The organism is Paenibacillus sp. NPDC057967 (genome assembly GCF_042887015.1).
Taxonomy (GTDB): Bacteria; Bacillota; Bacilli; order Paenibacillales; family Paenibacillaceae; genus Pristimantibacillus.
The window spans coordinates 493,313-520,304 of the sequence record NZ_JBHVQB010000002.1 but is presented as its reverse complement, the minus strand read 5'-3'; the positions used below and the strand labels follow the sequence as shown (position 1 = coordinate 520,304).

The 26,992-nt window shown below is 53.9% G+C and carries 21 protein-coding genes; 6 read left to right on the top strand and 15 right to left on the bottom strand.

The window, feature by feature from the left end:
- Positions 1-9: 9 nt before the first annotated feature.
- Positions 10-1,524: a DUF4153 domain-containing protein gene (locus tag ACFVSO_RS06765; protein ID WP_387471399.1), complete on the bottom strand. Its 1,515-nt coding sequence runs from the start codon at positions 1,522-1,524 to the stop codon at positions 10-12.
- A 114-nt stretch (positions 1,525-1,638) separates the two neighbouring features.
- On the opposite strand from ACFVSO_RS06765, the gene ACFVSO_RS06760 reads away from it, so the two are divergent.
- Both ACFVSO_RS06760 and ACFVSO_RS06755 read left to right on the top strand, forming a co-directional pair.
- Positions 1,639-3,441 carry an ABC transporter substrate-binding protein gene (locus ACFVSO_RS06760; protein ID WP_387471397.1) on the top strand — a complete coding sequence of 601 codons (1,803 nt, stop codon included), beginning with the start codon at positions 1,639-1,641 and terminating at the stop codon, positions 3,439-3,441.
- An 83-nt stretch (positions 3,442-3,524) separates the two neighbouring features.
- Positions 3,525-3,944, top strand: coding sequence for a DUF2500 domain-containing protein (locus ACFVSO_RS06755; protein ID WP_387471395.1), 420 nt, complete (start codon positions 3,525-3,527; stop codon positions 3,942-3,944).
- 15 nt (positions 3,945-3,959) lie between these two features.
- On the opposite strand, the gene ACFVSO_RS06750 is transcribed toward ACFVSO_RS06755, so the two are convergent.
- Together ACFVSO_RS06750 and hisJ are read right to left on the bottom strand one after the other, a co-directional pair.
- Positions 3,960-4,421: a GNAT family N-acetyltransferase gene (locus ACFVSO_RS06750; protein ID WP_387471393.1), complete on the bottom strand. Its 462-nt coding sequence runs from the start codon at positions 4,419-4,421 to the stop codon at positions 3,960-3,962.
- A 3-nt stretch (positions 4,422-4,424) separates the two neighbouring features.
- On the bottom strand, positions 4,425-5,255 hold the full coding sequence (gene hisJ / locus ACFVSO_RS06745; protein ID WP_387471391.1) for a histidinol-phosphatase HisJ: 831 nt from the start codon (positions 5,253-5,255) through the stop codon (positions 4,425-4,427).
- Positions 5,256-5,500: 245 nt separating this feature from the next.
- Between hisJ and ACFVSO_RS06740 the strand changes: the two genes are divergently transcribed.
- From ACFVSO_RS06740 to ACFVSO_RS06730, 3 genes are all read left to right on the top strand, one after another.
- Positions 5,501-6,478 (top strand): M23 family metallopeptidase, encoded by a 978-nt coding sequence (locus ACFVSO_RS06740; RefSeq protein ID WP_387471389.1) that lies wholly within the window; start codon positions 5,501-5,503, stop codon positions 6,476-6,478.
- A gap of 2 nt (positions 6,479-6,480) precedes the next feature.
- Positions 6,481-6,888, top strand: coding sequence for a bactofilin family protein (locus ACFVSO_RS06735; RefSeq protein ID WP_387471387.1), 408 nt, complete (start codon positions 6,481-6,483; stop codon positions 6,886-6,888).
- A 164-nt stretch (positions 6,889-7,052) separates the two neighbouring features.
- Positions 7,053-7,454, top strand: a complete 402-nt coding sequence (locus ACFVSO_RS06730) for a hypothetical protein (RefSeq protein WP_387471385.1) — start codon at positions 7,053-7,055, stop codon at positions 7,452-7,454.
- Here ACFVSO_RS06730 and ACFVSO_RS06725 read toward each other — a convergent pair.
- From ACFVSO_RS06725 to ACFVSO_RS06710, 4 genes are all read right to left on the bottom strand, one after another.
- Positions 7,444-8,256 (bottom strand): AAC(3) family N-acetyltransferase, encoded by an 813-nt coding sequence (locus tag ACFVSO_RS06725; RefSeq protein ID WP_387471383.1) that lies wholly within the window; start codon positions 8,254-8,256, stop codon positions 7,444-7,446. The two genes, ACFVSO_RS06730 and ACFVSO_RS06725, sit on opposite strands and share 11 nt — an antisense overlap.
- 188 nt (positions 8,257-8,444) lie before the next feature.
- A complete protein-coding gene (locus ACFVSO_RS06720) occupies positions 8,445-8,618 on the bottom strand; it encodes a hypothetical protein (RefSeq protein ID WP_387471381.1) in 174 nt (57 codons plus the stop codon).
- Between the two features lie 93 nt (positions 8,619-8,711).
- Positions 8,712-10,145 carry an MBOAT family O-acyltransferase gene (locus tag ACFVSO_RS06715; RefSeq protein WP_387471379.1) on the bottom strand — a complete coding sequence of 478 codons (1,434 nt, stop codon included), beginning with the start codon at positions 10,143-10,145 and terminating at the stop codon, positions 8,712-8,714.
- A gap of 2 nt (positions 10,146-10,147) precedes the next feature.
- On the bottom strand, positions 10,148-11,308 hold the full coding sequence (locus tag ACFVSO_RS06710) for a hypothetical protein (protein WP_387471377.1): 1,161 nt from the start codon (positions 11,306-11,308) through the stop codon (positions 10,148-10,150).
- 189 nt (positions 11,309-11,497) lie between these two features.
- Here ACFVSO_RS06710 and ACFVSO_RS06705 point away from each other — a divergent pair, with 189 nt between their 5' ends.
- Entirely contained in the window at positions 11,498-12,787 is a 1,290-nt protein-coding gene (locus ACFVSO_RS06705) for an arsenic transporter (RefSeq protein WP_387471375.1), read from the top strand.
- 167 nt (positions 12,788-12,954) lie between these two features.
- Here the strand turns inward: ACFVSO_RS06705 and ACFVSO_RS06700 are convergent, their stop codons facing one another.
- The 8 genes from ACFVSO_RS06700 to ACFVSO_RS06665 form a co-directional block, all read right to left on the bottom strand.
- Positions 12,955-14,151, bottom strand: coding sequence for a chromate transporter (locus ACFVSO_RS06700; RefSeq protein WP_387471373.1), 1,197 nt, complete (start codon positions 14,149-14,151; stop codon positions 12,955-12,957).
- A gap of 121 nt (positions 14,152-14,272) precedes the next feature.
- Positions 14,273-15,130, bottom strand: coding sequence for a hypothetical protein (locus ACFVSO_RS06695; protein WP_387471371.1), 858 nt, complete (start codon positions 15,128-15,130; stop codon positions 14,273-14,275).
- A gap of 137 nt (positions 15,131-15,267) precedes the next feature.
- Positions 15,268-16,056, bottom strand: coding sequence for a Cof-type HAD-IIB family hydrolase (locus tag ACFVSO_RS06690; RefSeq protein ID WP_387471369.1), 789 nt, complete (start codon positions 16,054-16,056; stop codon positions 15,268-15,270).
- Between the two features lie 165 nt (positions 16,057-16,221).
- On the bottom strand, positions 16,222-16,758 hold the full coding sequence (locus tag ACFVSO_RS06685; protein WP_387471367.1) for a glycerol-3-phosphate responsive antiterminator: 537 nt from the start codon (positions 16,756-16,758) through the stop codon (positions 16,222-16,224).
- 21 nt (positions 16,759-16,779) lie between these two features.
- A complete protein-coding gene (locus ACFVSO_RS06680; RefSeq protein WP_387471365.1) occupies positions 16,780-17,583 on the bottom strand; it encodes a carbohydrate ABC transporter permease in 804 nt (267 codons plus the stop codon).
- Positions 17,584-17,596: 13 nt separating this feature from the next.
- Positions 17,597-18,487: a carbohydrate ABC transporter permease gene (locus ACFVSO_RS06675; protein ID WP_387471678.1), complete on the bottom strand. Its 891-nt coding sequence runs from the start codon at positions 18,485-18,487 to the stop codon at positions 17,597-17,599.
- A 21-nt stretch (positions 18,488-18,508) separates the two neighbouring features.
- Entirely contained in the window at positions 18,509-19,867 is a 1,359-nt protein-coding gene (locus tag ACFVSO_RS06670; protein WP_387471363.1) for an ABC transporter substrate-binding protein, read from the bottom strand.
- Positions 19,868-20,307: 440 nt separating this feature from the next.
- Positions 20,308-26,856 carry a lamin tail domain-containing protein gene (locus ACFVSO_RS06665; protein WP_387471361.1) on the bottom strand — a complete coding sequence of 2,183 codons (6,549 nt, stop codon included), beginning with the start codon at positions 26,854-26,856 and terminating at the stop codon, positions 20,308-20,310.
- Between the last annotated feature and the right edge of the window lie 136 nt (positions 26,857-26,992).

The following is a 26,992-nucleotide window of genomic DNA, read 5'->3' as shown; positions in this document are numbered from 1 at the left end:
ACTCCTTTATCACGGTAATTGACGATGATAAGACAGGTTCCACGATTGCCAATGGTTCCGCCTCTGCGCTTCTCCCTCGTACCCCTTAAGAATACTCTCCAGCTGCGTATATTCCGGATGCTTCTCCCACAGTTTCACAATAGCTGGAGCGGCATCGGCGGACAACGTCCCAAGATAATACATATCGATTTTCCCTGTCTCCTCAAACCGTGCAATGTTATTGACGGCAATACGGGCGTCAATGTTCGCGAAATTCATTATTACGTACGAAGTTATGGCTAAAGCAATATATATTTTCGCTAATGAGAACCTTGTGTACCAGATCCGGACGAATGCTACCGCCATAAGCACCCCAAGGAAAATCATAAATCCGTGGACCAGCAGGCGCAGCTCCGTATAGCCATAGACCTCTTCATACATCGATAGACGGCTGTAGGCCGAGATCAGCATCACGAGCGTACAGCCCATCAAGACGCTGAGCATCACTTGGCGCAAACGCTCGAACAACATGCTGCCTTTGCCGATGAAATGCAGGCCAACCAGCAGAATGCCTATATTAATCAGCGAGACAATGACCAGCTCCGAGAAGCCCCTGCGCGCATATTCCGCATAGGCCGTGCCTCCAGGAAGCAAACCTTCTGCTGCTCCGAACAAGTACGTAAACTGGATCGCGGCAAACAAGACATAAACTACGTTGACGCACACGAGCACGGTAGCTGCCGATATTGGATCGACCTTCTCCCGCTCCACCCCGGGACGCAGCTTCGGTTCCCCGTCTGGAGTCAGCTCCGCAGCGCTCATATCTACAGCCTTTCGCTTCTGGAACAGCAGTCCCCACAAATAGCAAAACACATATATCGATAAGCAGCATGTAAAGATGATCCTGCTCACAACACTGTCGATAGAGTCGCCCGCGAATAATGTGCCCAGCTTGTTCACCCAGGACATAAAGATGCCATCAGCCGATGCAAGCAGCAGAACAACCACAAATAAGAGCGGAGCCGCCAGCATAAGGCCGAAGCCGACTTTGCCTGCTACCGATCTCGCTTTGTTCGTATCCCTTCTGCTGTTCACCCAGTCCGACATCGTATTAAACGGTGCTGTCAGATGGGCGAAAGGCGTAACGAGCCATTGCTTAATATGCTCCAGGACAAATCTGGGACGATGCCACGGCTGCGAGCCGCCGCGCGCCAGAAGCATGGTCTGGGCTACAATCAATATAAACATCACAATGGGATTAAGAAACCGGAAGAGTTCATTCGCATATAGAACGAACGTCATGGATAGCAGTGCAATTGGCGCGAATAGGAACCATCCCATTCTCGATTGCCCTCTCCAGCGGTCGAAGCCCCCCATTCTTCCTTTCATCGCATAGAAAAACAAGACATAGAACAACGCGACGAATATCGGTACGGACACGCCGGCCGGGCGTCCCACGAACAAATATTGTCCGAGCACGCCGAGAAGGATCGATAGTATCCACATGTTATTGTATCGCCTCTGCCATGGCGCGGGATCTCTCATCGCCCATAACCTCCCTTTGTAATGAACTCCCTTTTATTGTAACCTATAAAATAAGAACAAAAAGTGCAACTTTCTATTGCAGAATTTCATATTTTGCGTATAGCGGAGGTTCAAGTGAAAATTCGAAGACATTATTTCATCCTGAGAGAATCCTATCCGCAAGCGACTGACGGAGTTCCTCTTGAAGTGACGACAGCCGAGCTTGCCGAGAAGCTGGATTGCACTCATCGTAACATGGTGCTTCTGCTTAAGCGAATGGTACAGGAAGAATGGATCGAATGGGCCGCCAGGCGCGGCAGAGGGAACCGCTCTCTGCTCACCTTCGCGAAGCCGCTCGATTCTCTCATGCTCGAGGAGGCCGAGGAGCTTGCGCTACGGGGCGATCTGCAATCGGCGCTGCAGCTTCTCCAGCCGCGGGGCGCGGCTTTGGTCGGCCGGTTCCAGCAATGGCTGTCTGGCCAATTCGGCTTCCAGACCGTTGTAGAAGGCGAACGGCGCACCGACACGCTGCGCTTCCCGATGCCCGGCAAGATCGACAGCCTGGACCCTGCCCGCATCCATTATGTCGGGGAATCCCATCTGGTGAACCAGCTCTTTGACGGACTGGTACGGATGGATGTCAGAGGCGACGCCGTGCTCCCGCATCTCGCCCATGCGTGGGAGACCAATGAATCACGGACAGAATGGACCTTCTTCCTGCGCAAAGGCGTCTTCTTCCACCATGGCCGCGAGATGACCTCCTGGGATGTGAAATATACGCTCTACCGCCTGCATCGGCTCGCGCCGAACGGACTATATAGCTGGGTGTACAACGGGATTGAGCATATCGATACGCCGGATGACCTGACCATCCGCTTCCGGCTCAAGACGCGTAATGAAGCATTTCTGTCGTTTCTCTCCACGAACCGGGCCTCGATCGTGCCTGAAGATCTATGCGAGCAGATTGGAGATGCATTCGGGCAGGCAAGCGGCGCCGTTGTAGGCACCGGTCCATTCAGACTCTCAAGCAGCAGCCATGGCATATGGATACTAGAGGCATTCCCCTCCTACTTTCAGGAGCGCCCGTTCCTTGATCGTGTGGAAGTTTGGACGATGCCCGCTGATGCGGACCGCAAGGAAGAGGATATGGAGGAGCTGCGCCAATTTCAGGTCATGCACAATGTCCGGATTGAAGGCATGGCCGGCGGCGAATGGGAGCAGGTCCGGCAATCCGGCACGACATGCAAATTTCTGACGGTGAATGAACTGAAGACCGGGCCGCTAGCGAATGCGGCATTCCGTTCAGCGCTTGATTATGCCATCCATCGGACAGAACTGCTCAGGCGATTGTCCGGCGATGTCATCGAAGAAGCTACCAGCTTCTGGTTCCGACCGACAGCAGATGGCGGCCGGATCGTCACGGATGAGGCTGACTACCTGCTGACATGCAGCACCATGCTGCGAGAATGCGGCTATAACGGCCAGCCGCTCGTCCTGACGACCATACCCCAATATGAACATGACGCCGCCTTGATCCAAGAGATGCTGGGCAAAGCAGGCATTAATCTGCAGATTCATCTCATCGCCGCCGAGCAGTTCAAGGGCAAGGAGCGGATGTCCGCAGATCTGCTGCTATTCGCGATCATGCTCGACGAACATCGCGAGCTGCGTCTGATCGATTTGTACAAAAGCATGATGCAGCATATGGATCACGCTACGGGTGCTGTTCTGGGAGATGCGCTGCAACGCATACTCGGCGAGCCGGACGCCTCCGTCAGAATGGGTCTGTTCATGGAGATGGAGGATGAGCTGATCAAGCGGCATTCCCTGCTGTTCCTGTACCGCAAGCATTTGAAGACGGCCTTTCACCCTTCCGTCCAAGGCATCTCGCTGGAATCGCTCGGTTGGGTAAGATTCCGCGATCTATGGTTCAGGTAAATGCAACACTTTATGGAAAATTAGCGTATTAGAAGTAGTTCGCGATAAAACACAACCGACCATCAGATCAGGAGGTTATCTCTATGCCAGACTTCGGGCCTGGGCCGTCATTTCCCGGCGGGGGCGGCGGATTCAATTTTATGTCCACGGCCGTGCCCATCATCATTATCATTGGCTTTATCGTCGTATTTGTAGGAATCCTGTACGCGGCGGCGAATCACTTCCGCAACGCAAGCGCCCCGCAGGAGAGCGCCTATGCGAGGATCGTAACCAAGCGGATGGATGTTCAAAGCCACAGCAGTCATCATCATGACAACAACCATATCGGCCATACGAGCTCTTCTTCCCGCACGTATTATTACATCACACTTGAGTTCGATAACGGCTCGCGCAAGGAATATCTAGACGTCAAAGGATTGTATGGACTTGTCGTGGAAGGCGATGCCGGCTACGCCGCAACCAAAGGCGACTGGATCGTCGCCTTCGAACGGAGTGCAGGATAAGGTGATGAGCGTGGGCTATCTGATTTTCTTCTCCATACAGAGGCTGGATTCACAGCCGATGTATTCGCCGAACGCGGGGATCTCGTAGAAGCCAAGTTTCTTATAGAAGGCGATCGCCTCTACCTGCGGAGCGCCCGCCTCCAGCCTCATGATGGAGCAGCCAAGCATAAGCGCTTGCTGCTCCAGGTACTGGTACAGCTGACGGGCGACGCCATGCCTTCTCATGCGCGAATCTACATAGAACCGCTTCAGCTCTGCCGACTGCCCGTCCAGCTGCCGCAGACCGGCGCAGCCAATCGGCTCGCCGTCCCCATATGCAAGGACGAACACCATCTCCTCCGTCTTCGGGTCATTGAAATCGACGACAAAGATATCCTCCGGCGGATACAAGCCCTCCAGATATTGGTCCAGCTCGCGGATCAATGCCGCGAGCTGGGGACTGCCTGCGGGCACTCGTTCAATGACAAGCTTCTCCATGGACTAGCCCTCTCTCCGGCCCGACATCTGCTTCTCGAACCATTCCCATCCGAAGCCGACCTGCTCCGGCTTATGCGAATCGGAGCCGTACACACATGGAATGCCCAGCTTTACGCATTCTGTCAGGAACCACTCCGGCACGTACGGCTTGCCGCATGTCGCCACCCGCATCCCTGCCGTATTCACGTCAATGCCTACGCCAGACTTTACCAGCAGCGGCAGCATCCGCTCCAATCGGCTGCGTATGAGACTCTCATCCATCTCAGGCAAAGCCTGATGGAACTTCTCGATCAGATTGATATGGCCGATCCGTTTGCGCATCGGAAATCTTGAAGCCCATTCGATCGCCGCTTCGACATGGTCATAATACTCATTCACGACCCGTTCCATCGAGCCGTAATACGAGAGCAACTGCTCCTTGAAGTGCTCTGCCTTGAAGTCGATACAGCGCATGCCGTCTCTACCGGGCAAGTAATGCACGGAGTAGACCACATCCTCCAGTTCATCCTGCCATCTGTCCAGCATCCGTTCCGTATAGTCGAGCCTTCCCGGCAAATAATCAAATTCCAATCCGGCCGCAACCTCGATCTTGCCCTCGTAAGCCCGTTTCATCTCTTGCATATAGGCCATGTAGAGCGGAAGCTCCTCCTCCGGCATCGCCAGCTCGTCCCATATATCATGATCCGCAATCCAGCCTTGCGGCAGCGGAGGATGCTCGCTAATGGTATAGCGCTCGAATCCTAGCTCGATCGCTCGATCCAGATACAGCTCCTGGGCCGCATCGCTGCCATGATAACAAAACCTGGTGTGTGTATGTCCATCCCACTTCAGCATGCCTGTCTCGCTCCTGTCCCTGCCCCTGTTTCTATCCTGGTTTTAATACCGTACGAGGCTTCTTTTTCAACTAGCGTATCATGCGGCGAGCCCGACGTAAATATCGTTCAAAAGTCATAGAAGACCCCATATTTCCCGGCATTCCGATAATTCTGCGGCATAATCGCTCGAAATAAAGGATTTTTTTGGAGACATGTCGAATAGGAGGAAGTTGAAGACGTATTGGAAAATGTAGGAGGAAAAACATGAAGTGGATGTCGAAGCGATTCACGTTCGTCGTTATACCGGACGCGAATCAATCTGTCCAGCGCTACAGCGTGCCTGGACTTATCATCGTACTCATACCCGCCCTTATCATACTGCTGGCGATATGCGCAGCCCTGTTCATTGTATTATTTTCGGGAAAGGCCAGCCATCTCAACAATGTGTTGCATCAGCTGTCCCTCTCCGAGTCGGGTTATGAGGAGCAACTGAAGGAACGTGAAGACCTGATCGCGGCGCTGGAGTCCGACGTATCCGCCTTGTCCGCTCAAGCCAAGCATGTCGAGAGCAAAATGTCCGAAATTACCGAGCTTGAGCTTCAGTTGAAGGAGATTGCGGGCATTCAGGAACCCGAGGTTCGGATCTCATCGGATGTAACCATTGAGGAAGGCGGCCAAGGCGGTGAAGAGCTTCTCTTGCCCCCGGATGTGAATGATACGCTTGCGGCGGAGACGCTCCAGGACTTGTCCATCATGTCCACGCAGATGGACGAGCTAAAGCCAAGTCTGGAAGCAACGAAGGACGCACTCCTCAAGCACCAGCGCATTCTGGAGATTACACCGACGATATGGCCCGCGGATTCCCGTAAAATCACATCTACCTTCGGTGTTCGCCGCGATCCCTTCACGGGACGCGCAGCCGTACATTCCGGCCTGGATCTGGGCGGCAATCGCGGCGACCCGATCTATGCTGCGGCAGACGGGGTCATTACCTTGTCAGAGAGAACGTATCCGCATGGCAACAACATCATCATCGATCACGGCCGCGGCATTGAGACCCGCTATCTGCATCTGAACAAGCGGCTGGTCGAGGTTGGCGATAAGGTGAAGAAAGGCGATCTCATCGGCGAGCTTGGCAACACGGGCCGAAGCACAGGCCCCCATCTTCATTACGAGGTAATCGTAGGCGGCGAGCATGTCGACCCTATGCCTTATCTAAAAGAAGACAGAGAGGAAAAGTGATCATGTTCAAAAGTAGCAAATCGGGAAGCGGAAAAATCAATCCGGATACAACGGATACGCTCATCGGCGAAGGCACGATCTTCGAAGGCAAGATCAAGTCCGAGGCCAGCATTCGCATTGAAGGCAGCATCATCGGAGACATTATGTCGAGCGGGGATGTCATTGTCGGAGAGAACGGCGTGGCCAACTCCAACATCACAGCTCGGGACCTGGTGCTTGCCGGCCAATTGAACGGTGACGTCGAAGCGAGAGGCAAGCTGACCATCTGCGCCACAGGCGTCTTGAATGGCAACATTACAGCTCAATCGCTCATTATTGAATCCGGCGGCGTGTTCAACGGCAGCAGCAAGATGGCGACAGCGCCTGCGACCGCAGCGCAATCTCAGAAGGAACTGAAAGCAACCTCTTAATGAAAGAACCGAAAACGGCGGCATCAGCTCCGGTCTTCGGTTCTTTTTTCTAGCTATGAGCAGCAACGCGATTTTAACAAACCTTCATATCGGCTTGACATTCCCTTCACAATCGTCCATTACACTAAGTCTGTTCCGACATCCGTGATGAGGAGGAGTTAGCAATGAAGCTGCCAATCCGTAACACGATCCTGATCCTGCTGGCTGCCGTCACGTTCTACGGCGCACTGGCCAGTCCCCCTGCGCCGGAGCATGCGCCTATCGCAGCGCCGATCCTATCGGCTCAATCCCAATCCGCATTCAAGCTGGCATCCGCGAATCATTCCGCCTATACGCCGCTCCATGAGCTGGTAAATAAATACGGGGGAGAGCTAACCTATAACCGGGAAACGAATACGATCGATCTGACCGTAGATGGCATGAACTTCTCCCTCTTGCTGGAGAGCGGGAGCGTCCTCCAGAACGGCCATGAAGCCCCCGGAGACTACTACATGGAGAACAGACTTATCTATATGAGCGCAGATCAGTTCCGGAAGCTGTCTGCGCTGTCCGCTTTCAGCTCTTAATGTTGCGATGCTTCTCTATCCACTCTACCCCATAATCAACCAAGCTGCGGATCGGCATAAGCCGCACGTCTGCATCTCCGACTTTCCCTGCACGAACCGCACCCCCATATTCCTGCTCGAACGCTTCTCCGATGGCATCGAAGTCATCCGAATCATAATCCAGATCCTGATATACCGTCCATTCACGCTGACCGTTCACAAGGCATGGCGCTCCTTGCTGCCGATATTGCTTGGTCTCGTACTCCCCTCTATGCTCCGACAAGTGCATTGAGGTATTCCGATTGTAGCCTACGCCCAGCAGCATGACCCAGCCGTCCAACTCATACAGCTTGGCCAGCGGCGACTGCTCGCCCAGACTGTCCGCTAAGGTATGATACTCTGTTATTCGGCGTGCATGCTGACCGCGAGCGGCGAACGACACTTGAGGATGCGAGCTTCTCAGCGTCCCATCCTGTTTGCGGAAGCATTCTGCCAGTTGACCCATACGCCTGGATGGCGTCAGGTCTGCTTCGAACGGCGGCATTTCCTCCCGGATAATAGGCCACCAGGATTCAGGGACGGGCGGATTCTGCCAATCCGAAGGCTCTGACAGATCCGACGTGTGCGTCGGCATCACAAGCGTTCCCTGTGGCCCCAGCGCATGCTCCAGCGCTAGCACAACGGCGGAAGGCCCTCCTACGATCCAGCGATTGGTCGATTTCAGTGAAGCGTGAACGATGAGCGACATGCCGGGTTTCAACCCGAGCTCTTCAAAGTCCCGCGCCAATCCCGATACGGTTAACGGCAATTGTCGTATATTCATAGGCTTTCTTAGCCTCTCCTTTCACATACCTCTATTGCGATGATTGTATCTCTATTCAAGCGGAATGCGCCATTCTACATTTGACTATAGTTAAAAAATACAAAAAACCATGTCCGTACAGCATGCGGCTGCAGGGACATGGTTTCATCTCAGGTTCTTATCGTGTATCTATAGCATGGGTCTGCTGGTTACAGCTGAGCCGCATTCTTAAGGGCATGATCCCAGCTAGGAAAATAGAACAGCGCATTCCGCATTAATTCAGGATCACTCTGCTTAACCAGCTTCTTGCTGGTAGATCCTCCGCTCGTTTGCAGCTGCTTAATCCGGCGAACGACTTCGTCCGCGCCAAGTGTGAATTCCATCGGCTTCGCTCCTTTCCTAGGTTGCTCCCCCACTCTCTAGTCTTTCATATTGAGAGAGATCTATACCTATAGAAAAGCAGTTTATGAAAGCCGCTAGAACTGGAAGTAGATAAAGCTGCTTGATTCACCCTTCATCAACAAGAAGAGAAGCACAATGGCAATAACCGCATATACCGCGCCCCGTACAATGGAAGGCACGCTAAACTGCCAAGCCAGCGACCATTTCTTGAATCGGGATACGACGATATATTCCATAATATGAAGCACATACAATCCCGCTGCAACCGCGAGCAGCAGCAGATGCGCCTTCGTAAACTGCACGCCGTCCAGCATCGTCATCTTCTTCAGCATGTAGACGGCGTCAGACCAGCTATTCGCTCGGAAGAATACCCAGCCGACTACAGTCAAATGGAAGAAGACGAAGATCGCAAACACTTTGTACAGCTTGTTGTCCAGCGCCTTCTTCCAGCCTAGACGAGCGATGCCCTTGGCGTACATGCGATGCCCCGCGGACAGCAGGCCGTGATAGAGGCCCCAGATTACGAAGGTCCAGGCTGCGCCATGCCAGATGCCTGATATCGTCATCGCGGCAATGAGGTTGGCATATATGCGCCAGTTCTTTACTCGCGAGCCGCCCAGCGGAATAAAGATATAGTCGCGAATCCATTGCGACAGCGTAATATGCCATCTTCTCCAGAACTCGGCCGGACTCGCGCTTAGGTAAGGCGTCTTGAAGTTCAGATCCAGGCGCAAGCCCAGCAGGAAGCCGATACCGACCGCCATTTCGCTATATGCCGAGAAATCGAAGTAAATCTGGAATGCGAATAAATAGGAAGCAATCCATGACTCGACTCCGGTAAGCGTCTGCGCTTTGGAGAAATAGTCATTCACATACGGCGCGACCTGCTCGACGATGACCACTTTCTTGAACAGGCCAAGCAGGATGAACGCCAGACCCAGCTTCACGCGAGGCGCGCGGAACAAGATGGAGCTGATCTTGCGCAGCTGCGGAATAAAGTCATTGCCCCGCAGAATGGGACCTGCCGCAGAATGTGCAAACAAGGAGATAAAGACCCAAAACTCCAATAACGAGCGGCTAGGCTTCAGCTGTCCTCTGTGCACATCGACCAGATAAGCAATGAGCTGGAACGAGTAGAAGGAGATGCCGATCGGCAGCGCAATACTGCGGTCGTCGAACGCCGTTCCTTGCAGAGAGAAGGTCATCCCCAGCATGCTCTCGATATTCTCCAGCAGGAACATCGAATATTTGAAGAACAACAGATTCGCAAGCACAACGGCCAATCCCAGCCCAAGCGCAAGCTTCCCTCTTGGACCATGCAGTCCTTTGGATATAAAGTACACAGACGCTACAATTGCGCCGAACAACAGGAAGTAGCCAAACCCTGCATACGCATAGAATGCAGCGTTCGCCAGCGCAAGGATGACCATTCTTCCGCGAGGCAATGCATAATACAAACCAAAGACGACGGCCAGGAATATGAGAAATGTCGGTGAATTAAATAACATGATTAGGCCTCCTTGCCCGTCCAGGCGTCCCAAATGATACGGGCAAGCAGTTGATTGCCTTCTTTGGTCAGATGAACATGATCGGTAAATAAGTCCGGATCAATACGATCCTGCAGCATGACATATTCCCCGCCAAGCTCCGATAGATAGATATCGATTTTTTCCGTATTGGCGATATAGCCGGGATGTGTGACTTCCTTCTTGGACAGCTCACCGTTGCTTCCTGCTACAAATACAAAAAGCCGCTTCCCTTGTTGATGCTCGGCGATCCGATTCATGAAGTAAACGCTCCAATTGGCCTCCGACATATCGAATGGCTCCGGATTAAAGAAATTCAAATATTGCTGCGACGTAATCCAGTTCTCCGAAAATTGCTTTTCGTTCCATGCGCGCGGATCGCCCATCAAGTCGCTATCCTTGCCCATTTGCTTGATGGATTCCGGAATTACCGTTTTATAATGGATAACCGGCACCCATTTTGAGAGTGCAGCGATCGCGTTATGCTCCGTTTCCTTCCAGCCCGTCACATTTTTATAGCCGGTCGCTTCCAGATGCGGAAGCACCTTCTGGAATACAGCCGGATCTTCTTTTTTCAAATCATCGCCCAGCCAGAACACCTTCCTCACGCCCGGATTTCCCCCTACGAAGGAGGAGTACGTTAGTCCGATCATGACGTTATCCGTCTTGATGCCATGTTCGTCGAGCATTAGAAGCAGCGTGTATGCGTCACCCGCCATCATCGACGGCGCCGACAGATTGAATACGGCCTGCAGCTTGCCTTCTCCGTCGGCTGTCGCGGAATCGGACAAGTATCTTCCCAAGGAATGGTCCGAGCTTTCATTCGTGCCCCAAGCTACGGAATTGCCGATCAGTATTGCATAGTCGGTCAAGCCCTCATCCTTAATATGACGGGCAAGCTCTTCAACAGCGATACCCATCACCTTGGAATCGGCGAGGAACATATCGTAATTCAATCGATGCTTGTACACGGTATCCAGCTTCACCATATAGCTTGCCGCAAATTGTGCCAGTATGAAAAACAGCAATCCAAATGCAATGCCATAATACCCGTATCTAGCTTTTCGAAGCTTGGAGTAGGGTGCTTTTTTCGCTCGCGCAGACCGCTTAGCTGTCTGCGAGGAAGTGTTTAATTCGGGATTCATAATCGTACTACAAGCCTCTTTTCACCTGAAAATGTGTAGATGTCGAATGATGTCACTACCATTTATACCACGCATGAAGACAATTGGAAAGATGTGTTGCACGTTGAAAAAATTTGTTTGCTGGTGATTGCCAATCCTATTTGCAGCCCGCTATAATGAGTCGTTGAGATTCGGGGAGGCCATTATTGCATGCTGCTCGCACTAGGAATATTTGTACTAACTATCACGTTTGTCATTTGGCAGCCGAAGGGATTGAATATCGGCTATTCGGCAGCAGGCGGCGCTGCAATCGCCCTTCTGCTGGGCGTAGTCACGCTGCAAGACGTCTGGGATGTTACCGCTATCGTCTGGAACGCTACACTCGCGCTAATCGCCATTATGATCATATCGCTGCTGCTTGACGAGAACGGATTTTTTGAATGGGCGGCGCTGCACGTCGCCAGAATATCAGGCGGCAGCGGCCGCAGGTTATTCGTCTATACCATTCTGCTGGGAGCAGGCGTATCCATCTTCTTCGCCAATGACGGAGCCGTGCTTATTCTGACGCCGATTGTGCTGGCTATGGTCAGAGCGCTGCAATTCGATGAACGGATGGTGCTGCCCTTTGTCATGGCGGGCGGATTCATCTCGGATACGGCCTCGCTCCCGCTCGTCATCAGTAATCTGGTGAACATCCTGTCGGCCGATTTCTTCGGTATTGGGTTCATGGAGTATGCCAGCCGTATGATTGTCCCGACGCTATTCGCCATCTTATCCAGCTTGCTGGTGCTTTACCTGTTCTTCCGCAAGAGCATTCCCCAGAGCTATAATAGAAGCGGCATGAAAGAACCGCGCGAGGCGATCAAGGATAAGCGGCTATTCACCCTGTCCTGGTATGTTCTCGCCTTGCTCCTTGCCGCTTATCTGGCAAGCGAATATATCCCGGTGCCGATTTCCGCAATAATCGGTACTGCTGCGATTGTGTTGCTGATCGCCGCTCGCAACAGCGAAGCTGTCCGCACACGTGAAGTGTTAGCGAAAGCGCCATGGTCCATCGTGGTGTTCTCCGTCGGTATGTACGTCGTCGTCTACGGGCTTCGCAACGTCGGATTGACAGATCAGCTTGGAGCCTTGTTCCAGTGGGCTGTCGATCAAGGTTTGTTCGCCGCTACGATGGTGGTCGGCTTCTGCGCCGCGTTCCTCTCCTCCATCATGAACAATCTGCCGACGGTCATGATTGACGCTCTAGCCATTGAAGGCGTAACGGCTAGCGGGGCGCTACGCGAGGCCATGATCTATGCCAATGTCATCGGCTCCGACCTGGGTCCCAAGATGACCCCTATCGGATCGCTGGCGACGCTCTTATGGCTCCATGTTTTATCCAGAAAAGGCATGCGGATTACATGGGGCTACTATTTCAAGGTCGGCATCATCCTGACGCTGCCCGTCTTATTCCTAACGCTGCTGGGCTTATATTTGTTGCTTTTTTCCATCTACTAATTTGTGACAAAATAGACAAGCAAAAGGTATCTCTTGCGGGCTGTTTGCCCAGAAGAGATACCTTTATGTTTTATATGATGATGAGAACGACACTGGCCGTAAGCAGACAGGCGCGCAAGATGGCATACATGACCTCATAGTGGGGCTTAGGCAACTCCAATTGACTGTTATCCTCCGATACCAAGCGCTCCGCCAGCGGCGCCCAGCATGACAATTACCCATGGCGGCAGCTTCCAATAAGAAAGCAGAACAAACAGGATCGCGGCGAAAGCAACGTCCTGCGTCGAGCCTATGGCGCTCGTCCAGATCGGGTCATAGAATGCGGCAAGCAGCAAGCCGACGACTGCCGCATTGACACCAGCAAGCGCCCGGCGCGCCAGCGGCATCCCACGAAGCGTATCCCAGAAGGGAAGCGCGCCCGCGACCAACAGGAAAGCCGGCAGGAAGATCGCGATCGTAGCAATTGCCGCGCCTAGAGGCCCTGCCATAACGCTCCCAAGATAAGCCGCGAACGTGAAGAGCGGACCCGGCACAGCTTGAGCCGCGCCGTATCCGGCCAGAAACTGCTCGGTGTTCACCCAGCCACGTCCTGCGATCTCATCCTCCAGCAACGGGAGCACTACATGCCCGCCCCCGAATACAAGAGAGCCTGAGCGATAGAAGCTGTCGGCCATCGCCATCATGCTCCCCGTATCCCGCAGCAATGGCAGAATAAGCAGCATGCCAGCGAATAACAGCAAGCAGATGATGCCGAAGCGTCGAGACAGCGGTGCATGCCACTCCTGCGCCGTCTCCCCCTGCTTGATTGCTCCGGCTTGGTCCGGCTGATCCCGGCATAGCCATATCCCTGCCGCTCCTGCCAGCGCAATAATGACAATCTGGGTGAAGGCAGTCGGCCAGAGCAAGGCTGATGCCGCTGACACAACAGCTATCGTCGCCAGCAGCCGCCCCGAGGCCAGCTTCTGGCCCATGCCCAGGATGGCATGCGCGACAATCGCAACTGCCACAAGCTTTAGCCCGTGCAGCCATCCGCTCCCGTCCATTCCCGATGCTTGCATGTACCATCCGAAGAGCATCAGCGCCAGTACAGAGGGCCACGTAAAACCGATGAATGACAACACCCCGCCGAGCAGCCCGCCCCGTTTCAGCCCAATGCCGATACCGACCTGGCTGCTTGCCGGGCCGGGGAGGAACTGGCATAACGCAACCAGCTCCGCATATTCCTGCTCGCCAATCCACTTCCTTCGGCGCACATATTCTTCATGAAAATAACCTAAGTGGGCGATAGGCCCACCGAAGGAAGTCAGCCCGAGCTTCGTCGACACCCCTAACAGCTCCAACCATACCACTGCCTTGCTTTTCACGTAGAGAGTCCTCCCCTGTTCATTCCGTTCCTAGAGCTACCGTCATTGTAAAATAAGATCAATCGGTTGGGAAGAACCCTATTTTCACGGCAGCAGGCAAGAGAACGTACAGGGCAAAGCCCTATCCGGCGAGCGTGCTTTCCCCCTTCTTCGAACGAACCGCTTCGACAGATGCCCGCAAGCCCGCCGCTGTCGTCACAATGAAAAAGGCCAGCGCCGCAAGCGGCAGCAACGACCATTCCATCAGTGTCCTCTCCTGCAAGGTTTGCAAGCCGATTGCCAGCAGACCGCCGATGAACGACACCCCGGCAATATGAATCAGCGTTCGCTGCAAGCGCGCTGACATCGCACCCCTCACGACAAGCCATGCTATAACCGGAAGAACCTGCAGGGCGTGAAAACCTAACCCATGGAACCAAATTAAATTGCCCTCCAGACCGATGAATCTGCCTCCGTTGATGGAGATGCAGAAGCCGCCTACAAAAGAAAACATAACAGCGGCCATAGCATATCGAACACTCAATACGACGCTTGGCTGCAGCTGCGAGGCACGCTTCCGGAAAAACGCCGCCGCAAAGCCCAAATAAAAAACGGCCAGCAGCATGGCGACCATTCCAAAGCTATTCGCGACCGCAAGGTCAAAAGCGGAGCCGTCCGTTACGAACCGGGGATTAACTCCGCGGATATGCTGAACTGTCTCTGCGAAATAAGAGAATAGCGCTAGCGCAATGTAAGACCAGCGGAAGAAGGCTCTGCTCTTTCGGCCCATACCCGAATAGGGACTGACAGCGGCCGTTGACAGCAAGAAGATGCCAAGCGCCGCATTGAATGAAAAAGCTTTGGCCATGCCGGAGCCCGGCGTTTCGTCCGTGCCAAGCAGAAGCGCGCCCAAGCCGCACACGAGCGCCAACGCGATTCCTAGAAGCCCCGTAATGACCGTCCATTTCTCGCCTTTAAACCATAACGGTTGATCCTTCACCCTGACCATTCCTCCTGTAAAATCTGATAGTTCAACTTTACAGAAGGAACAGCGGCTTCGTTACGGTCGGAGGCTGTATTTTGAGTTACGACATTGGTAGATAACGATGCCAGACTACAGTCGCATCGTCCGTCATCCTACAGACAGAATTTGGCCATCGCTTCTGCGACTCCTTCGCCATAACCCCGCTTGCAGACATAATCGGCAGCAGCTTTCAGCTCTTCATGCGCATTGGCAACGGCTACACCAATCCCGGCATATTGAAGCATGTCCAGATCGTTAAGCTGATTGCCAAGCGTCATTATTTCCTCGCGCTTGATGTTCAGCCGTTCCGCGATTCTGCGCAAGGCCGTCCCTTTGCTTTGTCCACTCGTTATAATCTCCCAGTAGTCCGCCTCCGACTGGAAGGAGGCAAAGCGGGCATGAGCAGATTCATGCAACGCCCACACTTGGCGAATAATCGGCATATCTCCGATTAAAATAACCTTCTGAACGTAACTCTCCCTCCACTCATTGTCATGTTCATTCAGCAGCATGCAGCCGATTTGCTCCTTCTCTTCATAGCGGCGGACCGCCTCCGACGAGCGGAAGACGAATACCCCATCCTCCCGGAACAGGAACGCATCGAGGCCGGCTTGCCTTGCATCCGCAAGCAGCGCGTAGACGTCTTCTGCCAGGAAGGATGCCGACTCCATCACCTCACCCTTTTGCGCAATAACGGAGCCGTTGCACAAGATATAAGGCAGTCCCAGTGCCAACTCCCTCTCAAACGGAGCAGCCGTCAGCAGCGGCCTGCCCGTAGCGAAAGTGAATAGTCCTCCCTGGCTTGTGAATGCCGCTACGGCTTCCTTGACCGGGTTCGTCAACTGATGATCAGGCGACAACAGCGTGCCATCCAAATCGCTTACAATAAGACGTATCGCCACCTTTTCCCCTCCTAAGCAAGCTTAAATCGCACTTTAGTTCTCCTTTTTTGCCGCAACAAAAAAACCAAGTCGCCACACGAAGCGAACGGATGACTCGGACCCGTTCATCGCCTGATTCCTCGGTTATCTCGTCAACTCGATCCCTGCTTATACAACTGTCGTTCGTTACGTCCAGAAGCTCGGATGGCCGACGGACACATAATCCGCACCGCTAGCCAGCGCCTCTTTAATCTCTTCTTCATACCGAATCAGTCCGCCGACAATAAGCGGTCTGTTCACCTTGGCTTTCACCTCGCGGATGATGCGCGGCATGAGACCCGGCATCATCTCCACTTCATCCGGCTTGCTTGTACCCGTCAGCCTGATGCCCGTCTCCACCGCAGCGGTATCGATTGCGAATACGCGCTGAATACTGCGGATGCCGGCTTGCTTGGCTGCCGCAATAATATGGCTCTTCGTCGTCACGATGCCGTCCACTCCAAATTCTCTTGCGATATAATGTACGGCGGAGGCATCCCGTCCAAGTCCGTTCACCATCTCCATATGGACATACACTTGCTTGTCCATGCTGTGAAGCTTGCTTACAATGCCGCCCAGCGTCGTAATATCTCCTGTCATCAGGATGACGCGGGAAAGCGGAGCGTCCCATACATGCGACAGTTGCTCCTCATTCGTAATTGAAGCAATAATCGGGCTGACCATCGTCCATTCCTCCCTTGAAGCTTACTTAATACCCGAATGAATAAAGCTGTTCATGAATTGGCGCTGGAACACCATAAACCCTAGCAGCAGCGGCAGGATCACCAGCATCGTCGCCGCCGTTACCTCACTCCATTGCGCCCCTGTCTCGAAGGACTGGGCGAAAATCGCCAGACCAACGGTAAGCGGCCTATTCTCGACGGAGTTGGTAATAATGAGCGGCCACAGGAAGTTGTTCCAATGATAGCTGACCGAGACAAGTCCGAAAGAAACATAAGCCGGTCTGGCAAGCGGCATATAGATGCGCCAGAGGATTTGCCACAAGCTGCAGCCTTCCATGCGGGCGGCTTCGTCCAGCTCGAACGGAATCGTCTTAAACATCTGCCTGAGCAGGAACACCCCGAAAGCGGAGGCGAAATACGGAATCATAATGCCGAGCTTTGTATCCAGCAAAGACAAATCTCTCAGCACCGTATAGTTGGGAAAGATGAGAATATCGGCTGGAATCATAATTTGAGCGAGAAACAGCAGGAAAATTGCCGACTTGCCCCAAAACTCAACCCGCGCAAAGGCGAACGCAGCCATCGACACCGTCAGAAATTGAACCGTAAATACCCCGGCAACGATGATCAGCGTGTTCATGTAATAAGTTCCGAACGGCGCAGCGTTCCATACATGAGTAAAGTTCGAAAGCGTGAAATCGATCGAAATGGATGACGACAGCGCCAGCCGCTTCGGACGAAAGGCGGTCCATACCGTCCATACAAGCGGAATGAGCCAGACCGCCGCCATTATATACATCAAGCCATAGCTTATTTTCTTCATCATAGAGCGCTTCCTCCTATCGGTAATGAATGCGGCGGTCGAAGCCGAAAAACTGTATAGCCGCAAGCAATAGCAGGAGAATAATCATGACCGTCGTCAGAGCCGACGCCATGCCTTGGTCCCAGAAGCTGAAGGCTGTTTCATAAATGTAGAACAGCAATAGATTGCTGGCGTTCTCCGGTCCGCCTTTGGTCATAATCCATAGGTGGTCGACCAGCTTGAATGAATTGGTGAGTGCAATAATGGAGACGAACAACGTCGTCGGCATGAGCAGCGGGAAGGTAATCCGCCAGAATACACGCCATGCTGGAACTCCATCCACTCTCGCAGATTCATACAACTCCTCGGAGATGTTCTGCAAACCAGCCAGATAAAACAGCATAAAATAACCGGCTTCCTTCCATACAATCATTATAATCATGGCCCACATGACCAGGTCTGGCGTGCCGAGCCAGTTGGGACCCTTGATGCCGAAGGTTTCGAGAAATCGGCTGACTATGCCGTATTCCGGAGTATAGATGAACAGCCAGATGTTGCCGATCGCAATCATCGGCACAACGGTCGGGTAGAAGAATGCGGTTCGCACCAGTCCTCTGGCCCGCATGACTTTGTTCGCAAACATCGCCATCAGGAGAGACAGCAGGATGCTCGTCGGCACCGTGCCGATTGCGAACCAAATATTGTTTTTGACCACTTTCCAAAACACGCTATCTTCCGCCATGCTTTTGTAGTTGTCCAGCCCGATATAAGAAGGCTGCGGAGTGCCGAGGTCAGCCTGGAACAGGCTGAGCTTCAGCGCCCCCGCAACCGGATAGAGCGTGAACACAAGGAGGAAGATGAGCGAGGGGAGCAGGAGCATCCACGCGAATGCGTTCAGCTTCCATGCCCGTCTGCGCCTTGTCGCCATCTTCATGTCGTTACCCCCTGCTTATTTGTTGAATGGCGCAAGCGCTTTGTCCGCCTCTTCCTGCGCCTTCTTCAGCGCAGTAGCAGAATCGGATGAACCTGTCAGTACGGACTGGATCGCATCGCTAAAAATTTTGGACACCTTGCCGTTGTTATGCGTAGACAGCTCCGCCGAAGCGTATTGCAGTTGGTCGCGCGCTACAAGAGCGGCAGGGAATTCCTGAGCATACGTCTTCATTTTGTCTGTCTCATAAGCAGAGATTCGCGGCGCTACATAGCCTGTATCGATACTCCACTGAGCAATGCGCTCGGATTCCGTCATGAACTTGATGAATTTCCAAGCTGCTTGCTTCTTCGCTTCGCTGATGCCTTTGAACATATAGAAGTTACCGCCGCCTGTTGGCGTACCGTATTGCTTGTTTTTCGGAAGCATCGCTACGCCGAAGTCGAACTTGGCATTGTTCTTCACGTTCGTCAAGTTGCCTGTCGTATGGTACATCATCGCTGTCTTGCCTTCGATAAAGTCGGACGGAACCGTACCCCACTCGATCGCGCCTTCCGGCATCGCCTTATGCACCGCTGCGAGGTCTCTCCAGAATTGCATCGACTGCACATTTTCCGGTGTATCGAAAAATACTTTCTTGCCGTCTTGCGTCATAATGTTGTCGCCGCTTTGCAGCGCGAACGTCTGGAACATCCAATACAGGAAGCCTGTCGACGGAATTTCAAGGCCCCACTGTCCGTCCTTCGTCAGCTTCTTTGCGGAGTCGGCCAGTTCTTCCCAAGTCGCAGGCGCTTTCTCCGGATCAAGGCCAGCCGCCTTGAACATTTCTTTATTGTAGAAAAGGACGATTGTACTGCGTTGGAAAGGAATCGACCATGTCTTGCCGTCTGTCTGGCCATTAGCCAGGAAAGCCGGATAGAAATCCTTCAAATATTCATCGCCGCCGTCAGCCGCAATTAGCTCATCCAGCGGTTCGATAGCATCCATGTCCAGCAAAGTGAACAGCTCCGTGCTCAGAAGCACAGCTAGATCCGGAGGCGTCTTGCCTTGGATAGCCGCTTGCGCTTTGACCATCGTGTCGGCATAGCTGCCTGTGTATACCGGCTTCACCGTAATGTCCGGATTTTCAGCCATAAAATCCTTCGCCATGTTCTCGATCACTTCCGTGATCGGGCCGCCTACCGCTACTGGATAATAGAAGCTGAGCTCTACCTTCTCTCCCGCTGGCTTGTCCGCTTCCTTCGCTGGCGCCTGTGTTGCCGTGCCGTTACTGCCGGCGTTGCTTGCGGATGGCTTCGCTCCGCCATTACCGGAACAGCCGACGACAAACATGGCGCAAGCGCAAATGACAATCAGTGCTTTCATCATGGAACGCATGGGTGGATAACTCTCCTTTTACTTGTCTTTTTTTATATAACATGGCCGTCCCCACAACCGTCAGCGCGCTGAAACAAGATTTGCGGCGGAAGGGCTGCCAACGTTATTGCAGCGTGATGCAAAAGAAGGCAATAAAAAAGAAAACACTTATTTGAGCAGAAGTCATCATCACGGCATTCCCCTTGCGGAATAATCTCTCGTGAATGACCGTACATCTTTTCAAACAAGGGTTTTCTCATATTCTCAACCCGTGTGCCCTCGTATTCTGTTGGTGTCTTGCTTCTAGGACAACTATAGCGCCCAACTATTAAAGCAGTGTCAACGAAATGTAGAGATGTTGTAAAGCGGAAAGCTGCTTCAGAAAAAAACAAGCTCCGGGCTGCATCAGCCTGAAGCTTGCTTCTAATACTAGCGTTTTCTATATGTGGATTCTAAGTTATTTACGGCAGCAATTGCAGCCGGACAATAAGATTGTATAAGGCCTGCACGCTTTCGGAGCGGCTTGTCTGCTCCAGCGGCGCAAAGCGGTCATTGCCGCGCCCGTTCATCAGTCCAAGCTTTAGCGCTTGCTCGACCTCATCCTTGGCCCAATGAGCAATATCCCCTTTGTCGCCAAAGCTATCTATTGTTCGGGTGGCCTCGCTGCCCTTCAGCGCATTCCCATGCTGCTGCGCCCATTGTGTAGCACGGACTAGCAGAATCGCCATCTGCTGGCGCGTAATCCGCGCCTCTGGCGCAAAGCGCTCCTCCGATACGCCGCTTACGAGTCCCGCCTGATAGGCTGCCGCAACGGAATCGGCATACCATTGGCCGCTGTCGATATCCAAGAACGGCATATCTCTATCAGGTGCCTGCAAGCCCAGAGCCCTGACAAGCAGCGCTGTAAATTCCGCTCGCGTCACCGCCCGCTCCGGCGCAAAGCTGCCCCCTCCCATACCTTCGACAATATGCTTGGCAGCAAGTCTTGTTATCGCTTCGTGTCCCCAATGGGAGCTTGGCACATCCTGGAATACCGGGCTGTATTCCATGACCGTATAGCGGCTGAAATGCGTCGAGCCGGCTTCGATATATCCGTTGTTTACTTTTCCACGGACATAATGCAGCGTTCCGTCATTCATCAGCTGATAGATGCCAGCAAGCCATAGGTCGGTTCCTTCTTCAAGCTGGAAGTGCATATTGGCCTCTTCACTGAAAGTTGTCACAACCGTCCGCATGCCTTCGCGATCAACGGCCTCCAGTTTGAAATCCATGATTATGCCGCGCTGCTTCATTCCATCAGCTAGATTCTGCTCAGCCTTAACCGGAATCATAGAGAGCTCCAGTCTGCCATCCCCTCGTTGTTCTTCAGGCAGGGCTTGCAGCGCGGCCAGCAAAAGCTTGGCTGGAAGCTGCAGCGTCCACGAACCGGATTGAACAGATAAGCCATCAGCAGGAAGCCAATCGCTCATGCCGCCCGGAAGGGATACCAATGTCTGCTTGCCGCTGAGCTTCAGCTTGCCGCCTAACGATGCAATCTCTGCTGCTGTTGGTTCATATTTGGACGTACTCTCTGTGCTCTGTCCTCCGTCACTCGGCTGGGTTGGCGTCGTCTGATTCGCTACCGTCACCCGGATCGGCTCCGAATAAACTCTCCAGCTCGACTCCGGCACAGCCTCTCCTTCCACCGGCTGGAACAACGGGAAGTCATGATAGAATTGCAGAATCGCATGGCCGGGTTTAACCGCCTTAATCAGGTTGCCTTCCAGTTCCACAGCACCTGAAGCTTCGCCTAGAATACGAACTCCGCCACTCAATGGAATGTCTGCTCCAGTCCGTGATGCAACTGCAACCAGCTCATCCCAGGACAGCTCTGCTCCCGGACGCAGCGTGTAGCTTCCGTTCGCCCGCAGGCTGCTAATACCGGTCGGCAGCTCATTCATCCAGTTCGCATAGTCCGTAATAATGCCGCCGACTCCGCGCGCCGCCAACTCCTGCATGCCGCTCTTCGTATTCACCGTCCAGCCTACGGATGCAACGCCGCGCTGTTTGGCATAAGCGACAAGCTCAGGCGTCATCAGCGTCGTATTGGCCAGCAGGAATGCGCCAAGCTGCACATTGTCCGTGATCAGCTTCTCCGCTTGCACCAGCTCTTTGCCCGCTTCAGGCACGCCGCCATCCAACACGAAGCCGATGCCGATCTGCGGATTCTGCTCATGCACCCGCTTCAGTACTTCACTGCTGAAGCTGGACACATAAACATCTGCCACCATATCGTAATGCTCAATCAAATCAACAAGCTCCCGTTCGTAACCGATCCCCTTCATTTCCAGCGCAAGTACAATGTCTTTATCCTTGGCATAGGCCAGCAGCTCAGCCAGCGTCGGAATTCGAGCATCCGGAAATTGATCATAGATCGGCTGCCATACTGCCTGATCCGTGCGATTGGCCGTCAGCGCCTTCAGCTCCGCAAGCGTCATCTCGCTTGCCCGCCCGCTGCCGTTCGTCGTCCGATCTACCGTGAAGTCATGCAGCAGCACCAACTCGCCATCCTTGGTGCGCAGCACATCCGTTTCAATCACATCGGCATTCATCTCTACCGCAAGCTTGAAGGCGTCCATCGTATTCTCCGGCGCCAGCGAGCTCATGCCGCGATGCGCGACGAACAACGGCGGAACGCCAAGCGTCGCTTGCTCGTCATAGCTCTGAATCGCTTCGACCGCCGCTTGCGGCTTGCTCGTCATCAGTCCGTTAACGCCTGCCGCGATCGCCCGGTGAAGATCAGCCTCCTGCTCCATTCCGTATGCCCATACCGAGATTCCCCGAGCCGCCAGGTAAGCGGTCAGCTCGGCGCTTGCCGCCCGGTAATCCAGCAGCGCTGTCAAGCCCGTGCTGTTTCTTACGCTAATGACGATATCGTTCCATTGCTCCCGCTTGAGGCTTGTGCCTTGAATACGCACAACTCCGCGATATTCATCATCCAGCTCGCGCATGTCCTTCACGACAGTGGCATTCCCCGACACGATCATGACATCCTGCATTTCAAGCTCGCCAAGCAAGCCGTGTACCGCCAGCATAAGCGCACGGTCTTGCAGCTCCAGCATCGGCAGTCTGTGACCGTCAAGCTGCTGCAGCGCATCCTTCAGCTCCATGTTCACATTGATTGCCATCAGCTTGCCGCCCGATAGACCAACCGTTAGCAGGAAAGCCGAAGTTCCTGAGACGAATGTTTCAGGAAGCACTCCTGATGCATCAGCCACTGTTGGCGCTGCCGCCAGCTTGCTCTCTGGCTCCTCGGTCAATAGCACATTCTCCTTCAAGTCCGATACCGGAATCAGATCCGGGCGTCCGTTCGGCCCGAACAGCAGCAGTCCCGGCGTCGGGTTCGGCTGATCGACAAAGTCGGCGCGGCTGTTTTTCGTATCCGTATCGCTAATACGCTCCAGTGAATGCCCTCCCGCAACGCCCGGATGAGCTTCAATGCCCATATACATGCCGGACCGATACACAACGACATCGATCAAAGCTTTGTTGCGGTCAAGCAGCAGCACCTCGTCGCCCGTATTCGCAAGCTGCATATTGCCGCAGCCCCAGTTGCAATTCGGGATCATTTTCGCCACTTCGGGATCTGACTCGTCAAGCTCGAAGTCGGCTTTGATGCCATAGCGCTCCTCAATGCCCTTGGCATTCTTAGCCACGACAATGACTTCATATGGCGCCAGTACCGTTCCTTCCGGGAAGTTGTACATCCCTTCCGCAGCCGCCTGTCCTTCTGTCTCTTCATCGCCCAAATAATAGCCGCTTATATCAATCGGCTGCGTGGAAATGTTCGTCAGCTCGATATATTCGCCCGTAATCTCTTCGAAAAGCGGATCATACACCACTTCTGTAATGAGCAGCGTCTGGCTGGTCGGAATCGGAATTGGCTTGTTCGGCAGATCTGGCGGCGCAGCCGCAAAGTCCGCTGCCGGGACATCGGTATCGCTAATGCGATTAATCGCATTGCCGTTGCCGCCAGCCGCAGCCGTCACTCCTTTGTAAGCAATGCCGCGGTAAGTCATATCTTTCAGATAAGGCACAAAATCAACAACTTCATTGGCTCTATCCATCAATAGAATCTCGTCGCCGCCATTCGCCAGCTGGATGACGCCGGTGGACCATGTCGTCGGCAGCAAATCAGGTACGGCCGGATCATCTTGCGGCTTGAATACGCCCTCCCATGGCACTTCGAAGTCCGGCGACACGCCGTATGTCTGCTTGAATATAAGCGCGGACTGGCTGACAACGACAACCTCGCCCGGCTCAATCACCGTACCGGCCGGGAATTCAGCCATGCCCTCGCCGCCGCCTTCGTTAATGCCGTCGCCCAGCTTGAAGCCGCCGATATCCACCGGCTTCGTTCCATAGTTGCGCAGCACAATGTATTCTTTGCCGTCATCGGCTCCCGGCGCATCGTACATGAATTGCGATACGCGAACCGGCGGACGCTCAGCTGCCGGAGGCTCGGAGCCATAGCTCTCCCATGACACCAAGTCCAGCTTCAGCATCCGGTCCATGATGAACGTAGTCGTATACCGGTATTTGTTCGCCCCGGATTCCAACAGCACATACAGCTCTCCCCCGGCCACGGCTATGCCTTCCGACATCGGTACCGTTACAAGCGAAGCATTCGTTTCTGTAGCGGATTGGCCGTCCAGGAACCACAGCGGTACAGTAACACCATTCACAACAGCGCTCGCATGCGGCGTTCCTGCCAGATCCGGCGTACGGTAACGGTATAGCGTGCTGTCATTGGCGCGCCCGTACGAGGTGCTCAAATAGACAGTGCTGTCGTCGAATGCCGCTCCTTGCACTTTTTCCCGAATAGAGAACAAATAATTAGGTGTTGCTGTTGTTGCCTTATTGCCATTCCAGTTGTCTGCGCCCGGAAGGCCTGTGTCTGTCGACAGCTCGTAGCCCGCCATCCAGGCATAATGCGTCTCGCCATCCCGGTTCGCAATATGATGCTGCGGATCGGTCGGATATGACTTTGCCTCATAGAACTCGCCTACCCACAGCACTCCGTCCGCATAAGTCATGAAAGCTGCTTGCAGCGGCACCGGAATGACTCCGGTGAACTGCACCTCTCCCCCATGCTCCGCCGCCCCAATATCAGCAACATCGAGCCGGTACAGGTACGTCTCCGAGGCGACCCACACATCGTCGCCGATAATCGATATGCCCCCGGCATGACCCAAGTACGGCGTGCCGTCCTCGTTCATGAGCGAAAGCGACTTGAGCTGGACACCTGTCGATTCCTGCATAACCGATAGCACGCCGGGACGGCCGTCGTCCATATACGACACGGTTACAAGCCAGTCCAGCTCTTCGTCGTAAGCAATGCCCTGCGGCACGACGCCTTCGGCAAGGCCAGGAATAACCGGTCCGAGTTCGCCGATCTCCCAGGTCAACGCGTATTTCTCAGGCTGCAAGAGCGGCGCGCGTTCCGTCTGCGACAGCTTCTGGTGCCCAGGCTCTGCCGAAGCAATCGCAGAAGGAGCAGACTCCTTGTCTGATGTGTTCACTGCGCTGACCTGAAAGTCGTAAGAGATATTGCCAATGAGCCCGTCCACTCGAAAAGAAAGCTGCGATGCCGGCACTTCAAATTGCAATTGGCCGTCCATATAGATGTGGTAGCTCCAAAGATCGGATTCACCGTTTGGGGACCAGCTAAGGTCTGCCGATCCTGCTCCTGCAGCAGCGGTGAGCCCTATAGGAGACTGCGGCGCTTCGGTATTCACGACTGGCTTCGGCGGAGCTTGTCCCGCTACTACATAACCCGGTGTCGGCGCCTGCAAGCCGTCAATCAGCTCCATGGCCGTACTGCCGCCGCTAGGATAGCGGAATGTGATCGATTTGCCTTCCGCCACATGCGAGGCGGAGTAGGAGGCTTTGGCAATCTCGTTGCCAGAGAGGCCCCGAATCGTGACATTCTGATTGCCGCTGTTCGTAAGCCCGCCAATGTTCTCAAAGATGCGGTAGCTGCCCTCGGGCACATATTTGCCCGTATATTCGGCGTAATAATAGCTGTTGAACGCTTCCATGCCAATTGGCGCAATCTCTCCTCTGCGCGTCCAGATCACATAGCTGCTCCATTCCGGCAGCACCAGTGATTCTTCAATGGTCACAGACCAGCTAGCGGAAGCAACCGTATGGCCTTGAAGTTCTACGGGATGGCTTGCTGCATTGTACAGCTCGATAAATTCAAAGGCGTCATACCCGGCAAAGTTAGCCGTATCCGGTACCAGCTCTGTAATGAGCAGCTCTCCCGGCAGCGGCGCCGCAATATCGCCATCACCTGGCGATGGTGTAGGCTGAGGCTCGCCGCCCGGATCAGGCGCCCCCGGAAGCTGCTCCGCCAAAAGCGTACCCGGCGTCGGCGTCTCGTCATTGCGCAGCCGCTTCATGTCGGCGGAGTCTCCCGCCTTGTAGATGACGCTGCGGTTCAGCATGCCATCGGCAACGCCTTCGTTGAACAAGGCCGACACAAGCGGTTGACCTGCGGTATCCGCTATCGCTACCTTGCGCAATGCGCTGTCATGAAGACCCTGCGCCGATGTTGTAAGCGCTATCTCAATAACGTCTGCGGAATCCAGTGAAACGCCGTAGTTGGCGTTAAAGTCCTCCAGCGGGACATTCGGGTAGTCGAATTTTTTTAGCCATAGCACCTTCGTCTCCCCTGCCCCAATTGTCGTATCGCCTATAGGCCAGCGATTGGCCGGATTCGTCATGCTGCTGGTAAAGTATTGAAGCTGGTATTGATTCAGATTGATCGCTGCCGTGCTGCTGTTGTGCAGTTCGATAAATTCATAAGGCTGGCCCTCTCCCCCGGAACGCGGCACAATCTCGGTGATCCACAGCGCTGACGGAGCCTCGGCTGCATACGCGCGATCTGTCCATGACTGCGGCCACAAGCCTGCCAGCAATGCAGCAACCAGCACATATGCACTCCACTTCTGAAACTTTTTCTTCAACACGATCCCTCCCAGTAATATTGGATTCTACCAATCTCACAACCTGTGAATCCGGGTCCGACATGCCCCTTGCAACAAAAAAAGAGAAAACCCCGTTTGATTCAGGTAGAAGCAAAATGCTTCCAGCCTTCGTGCA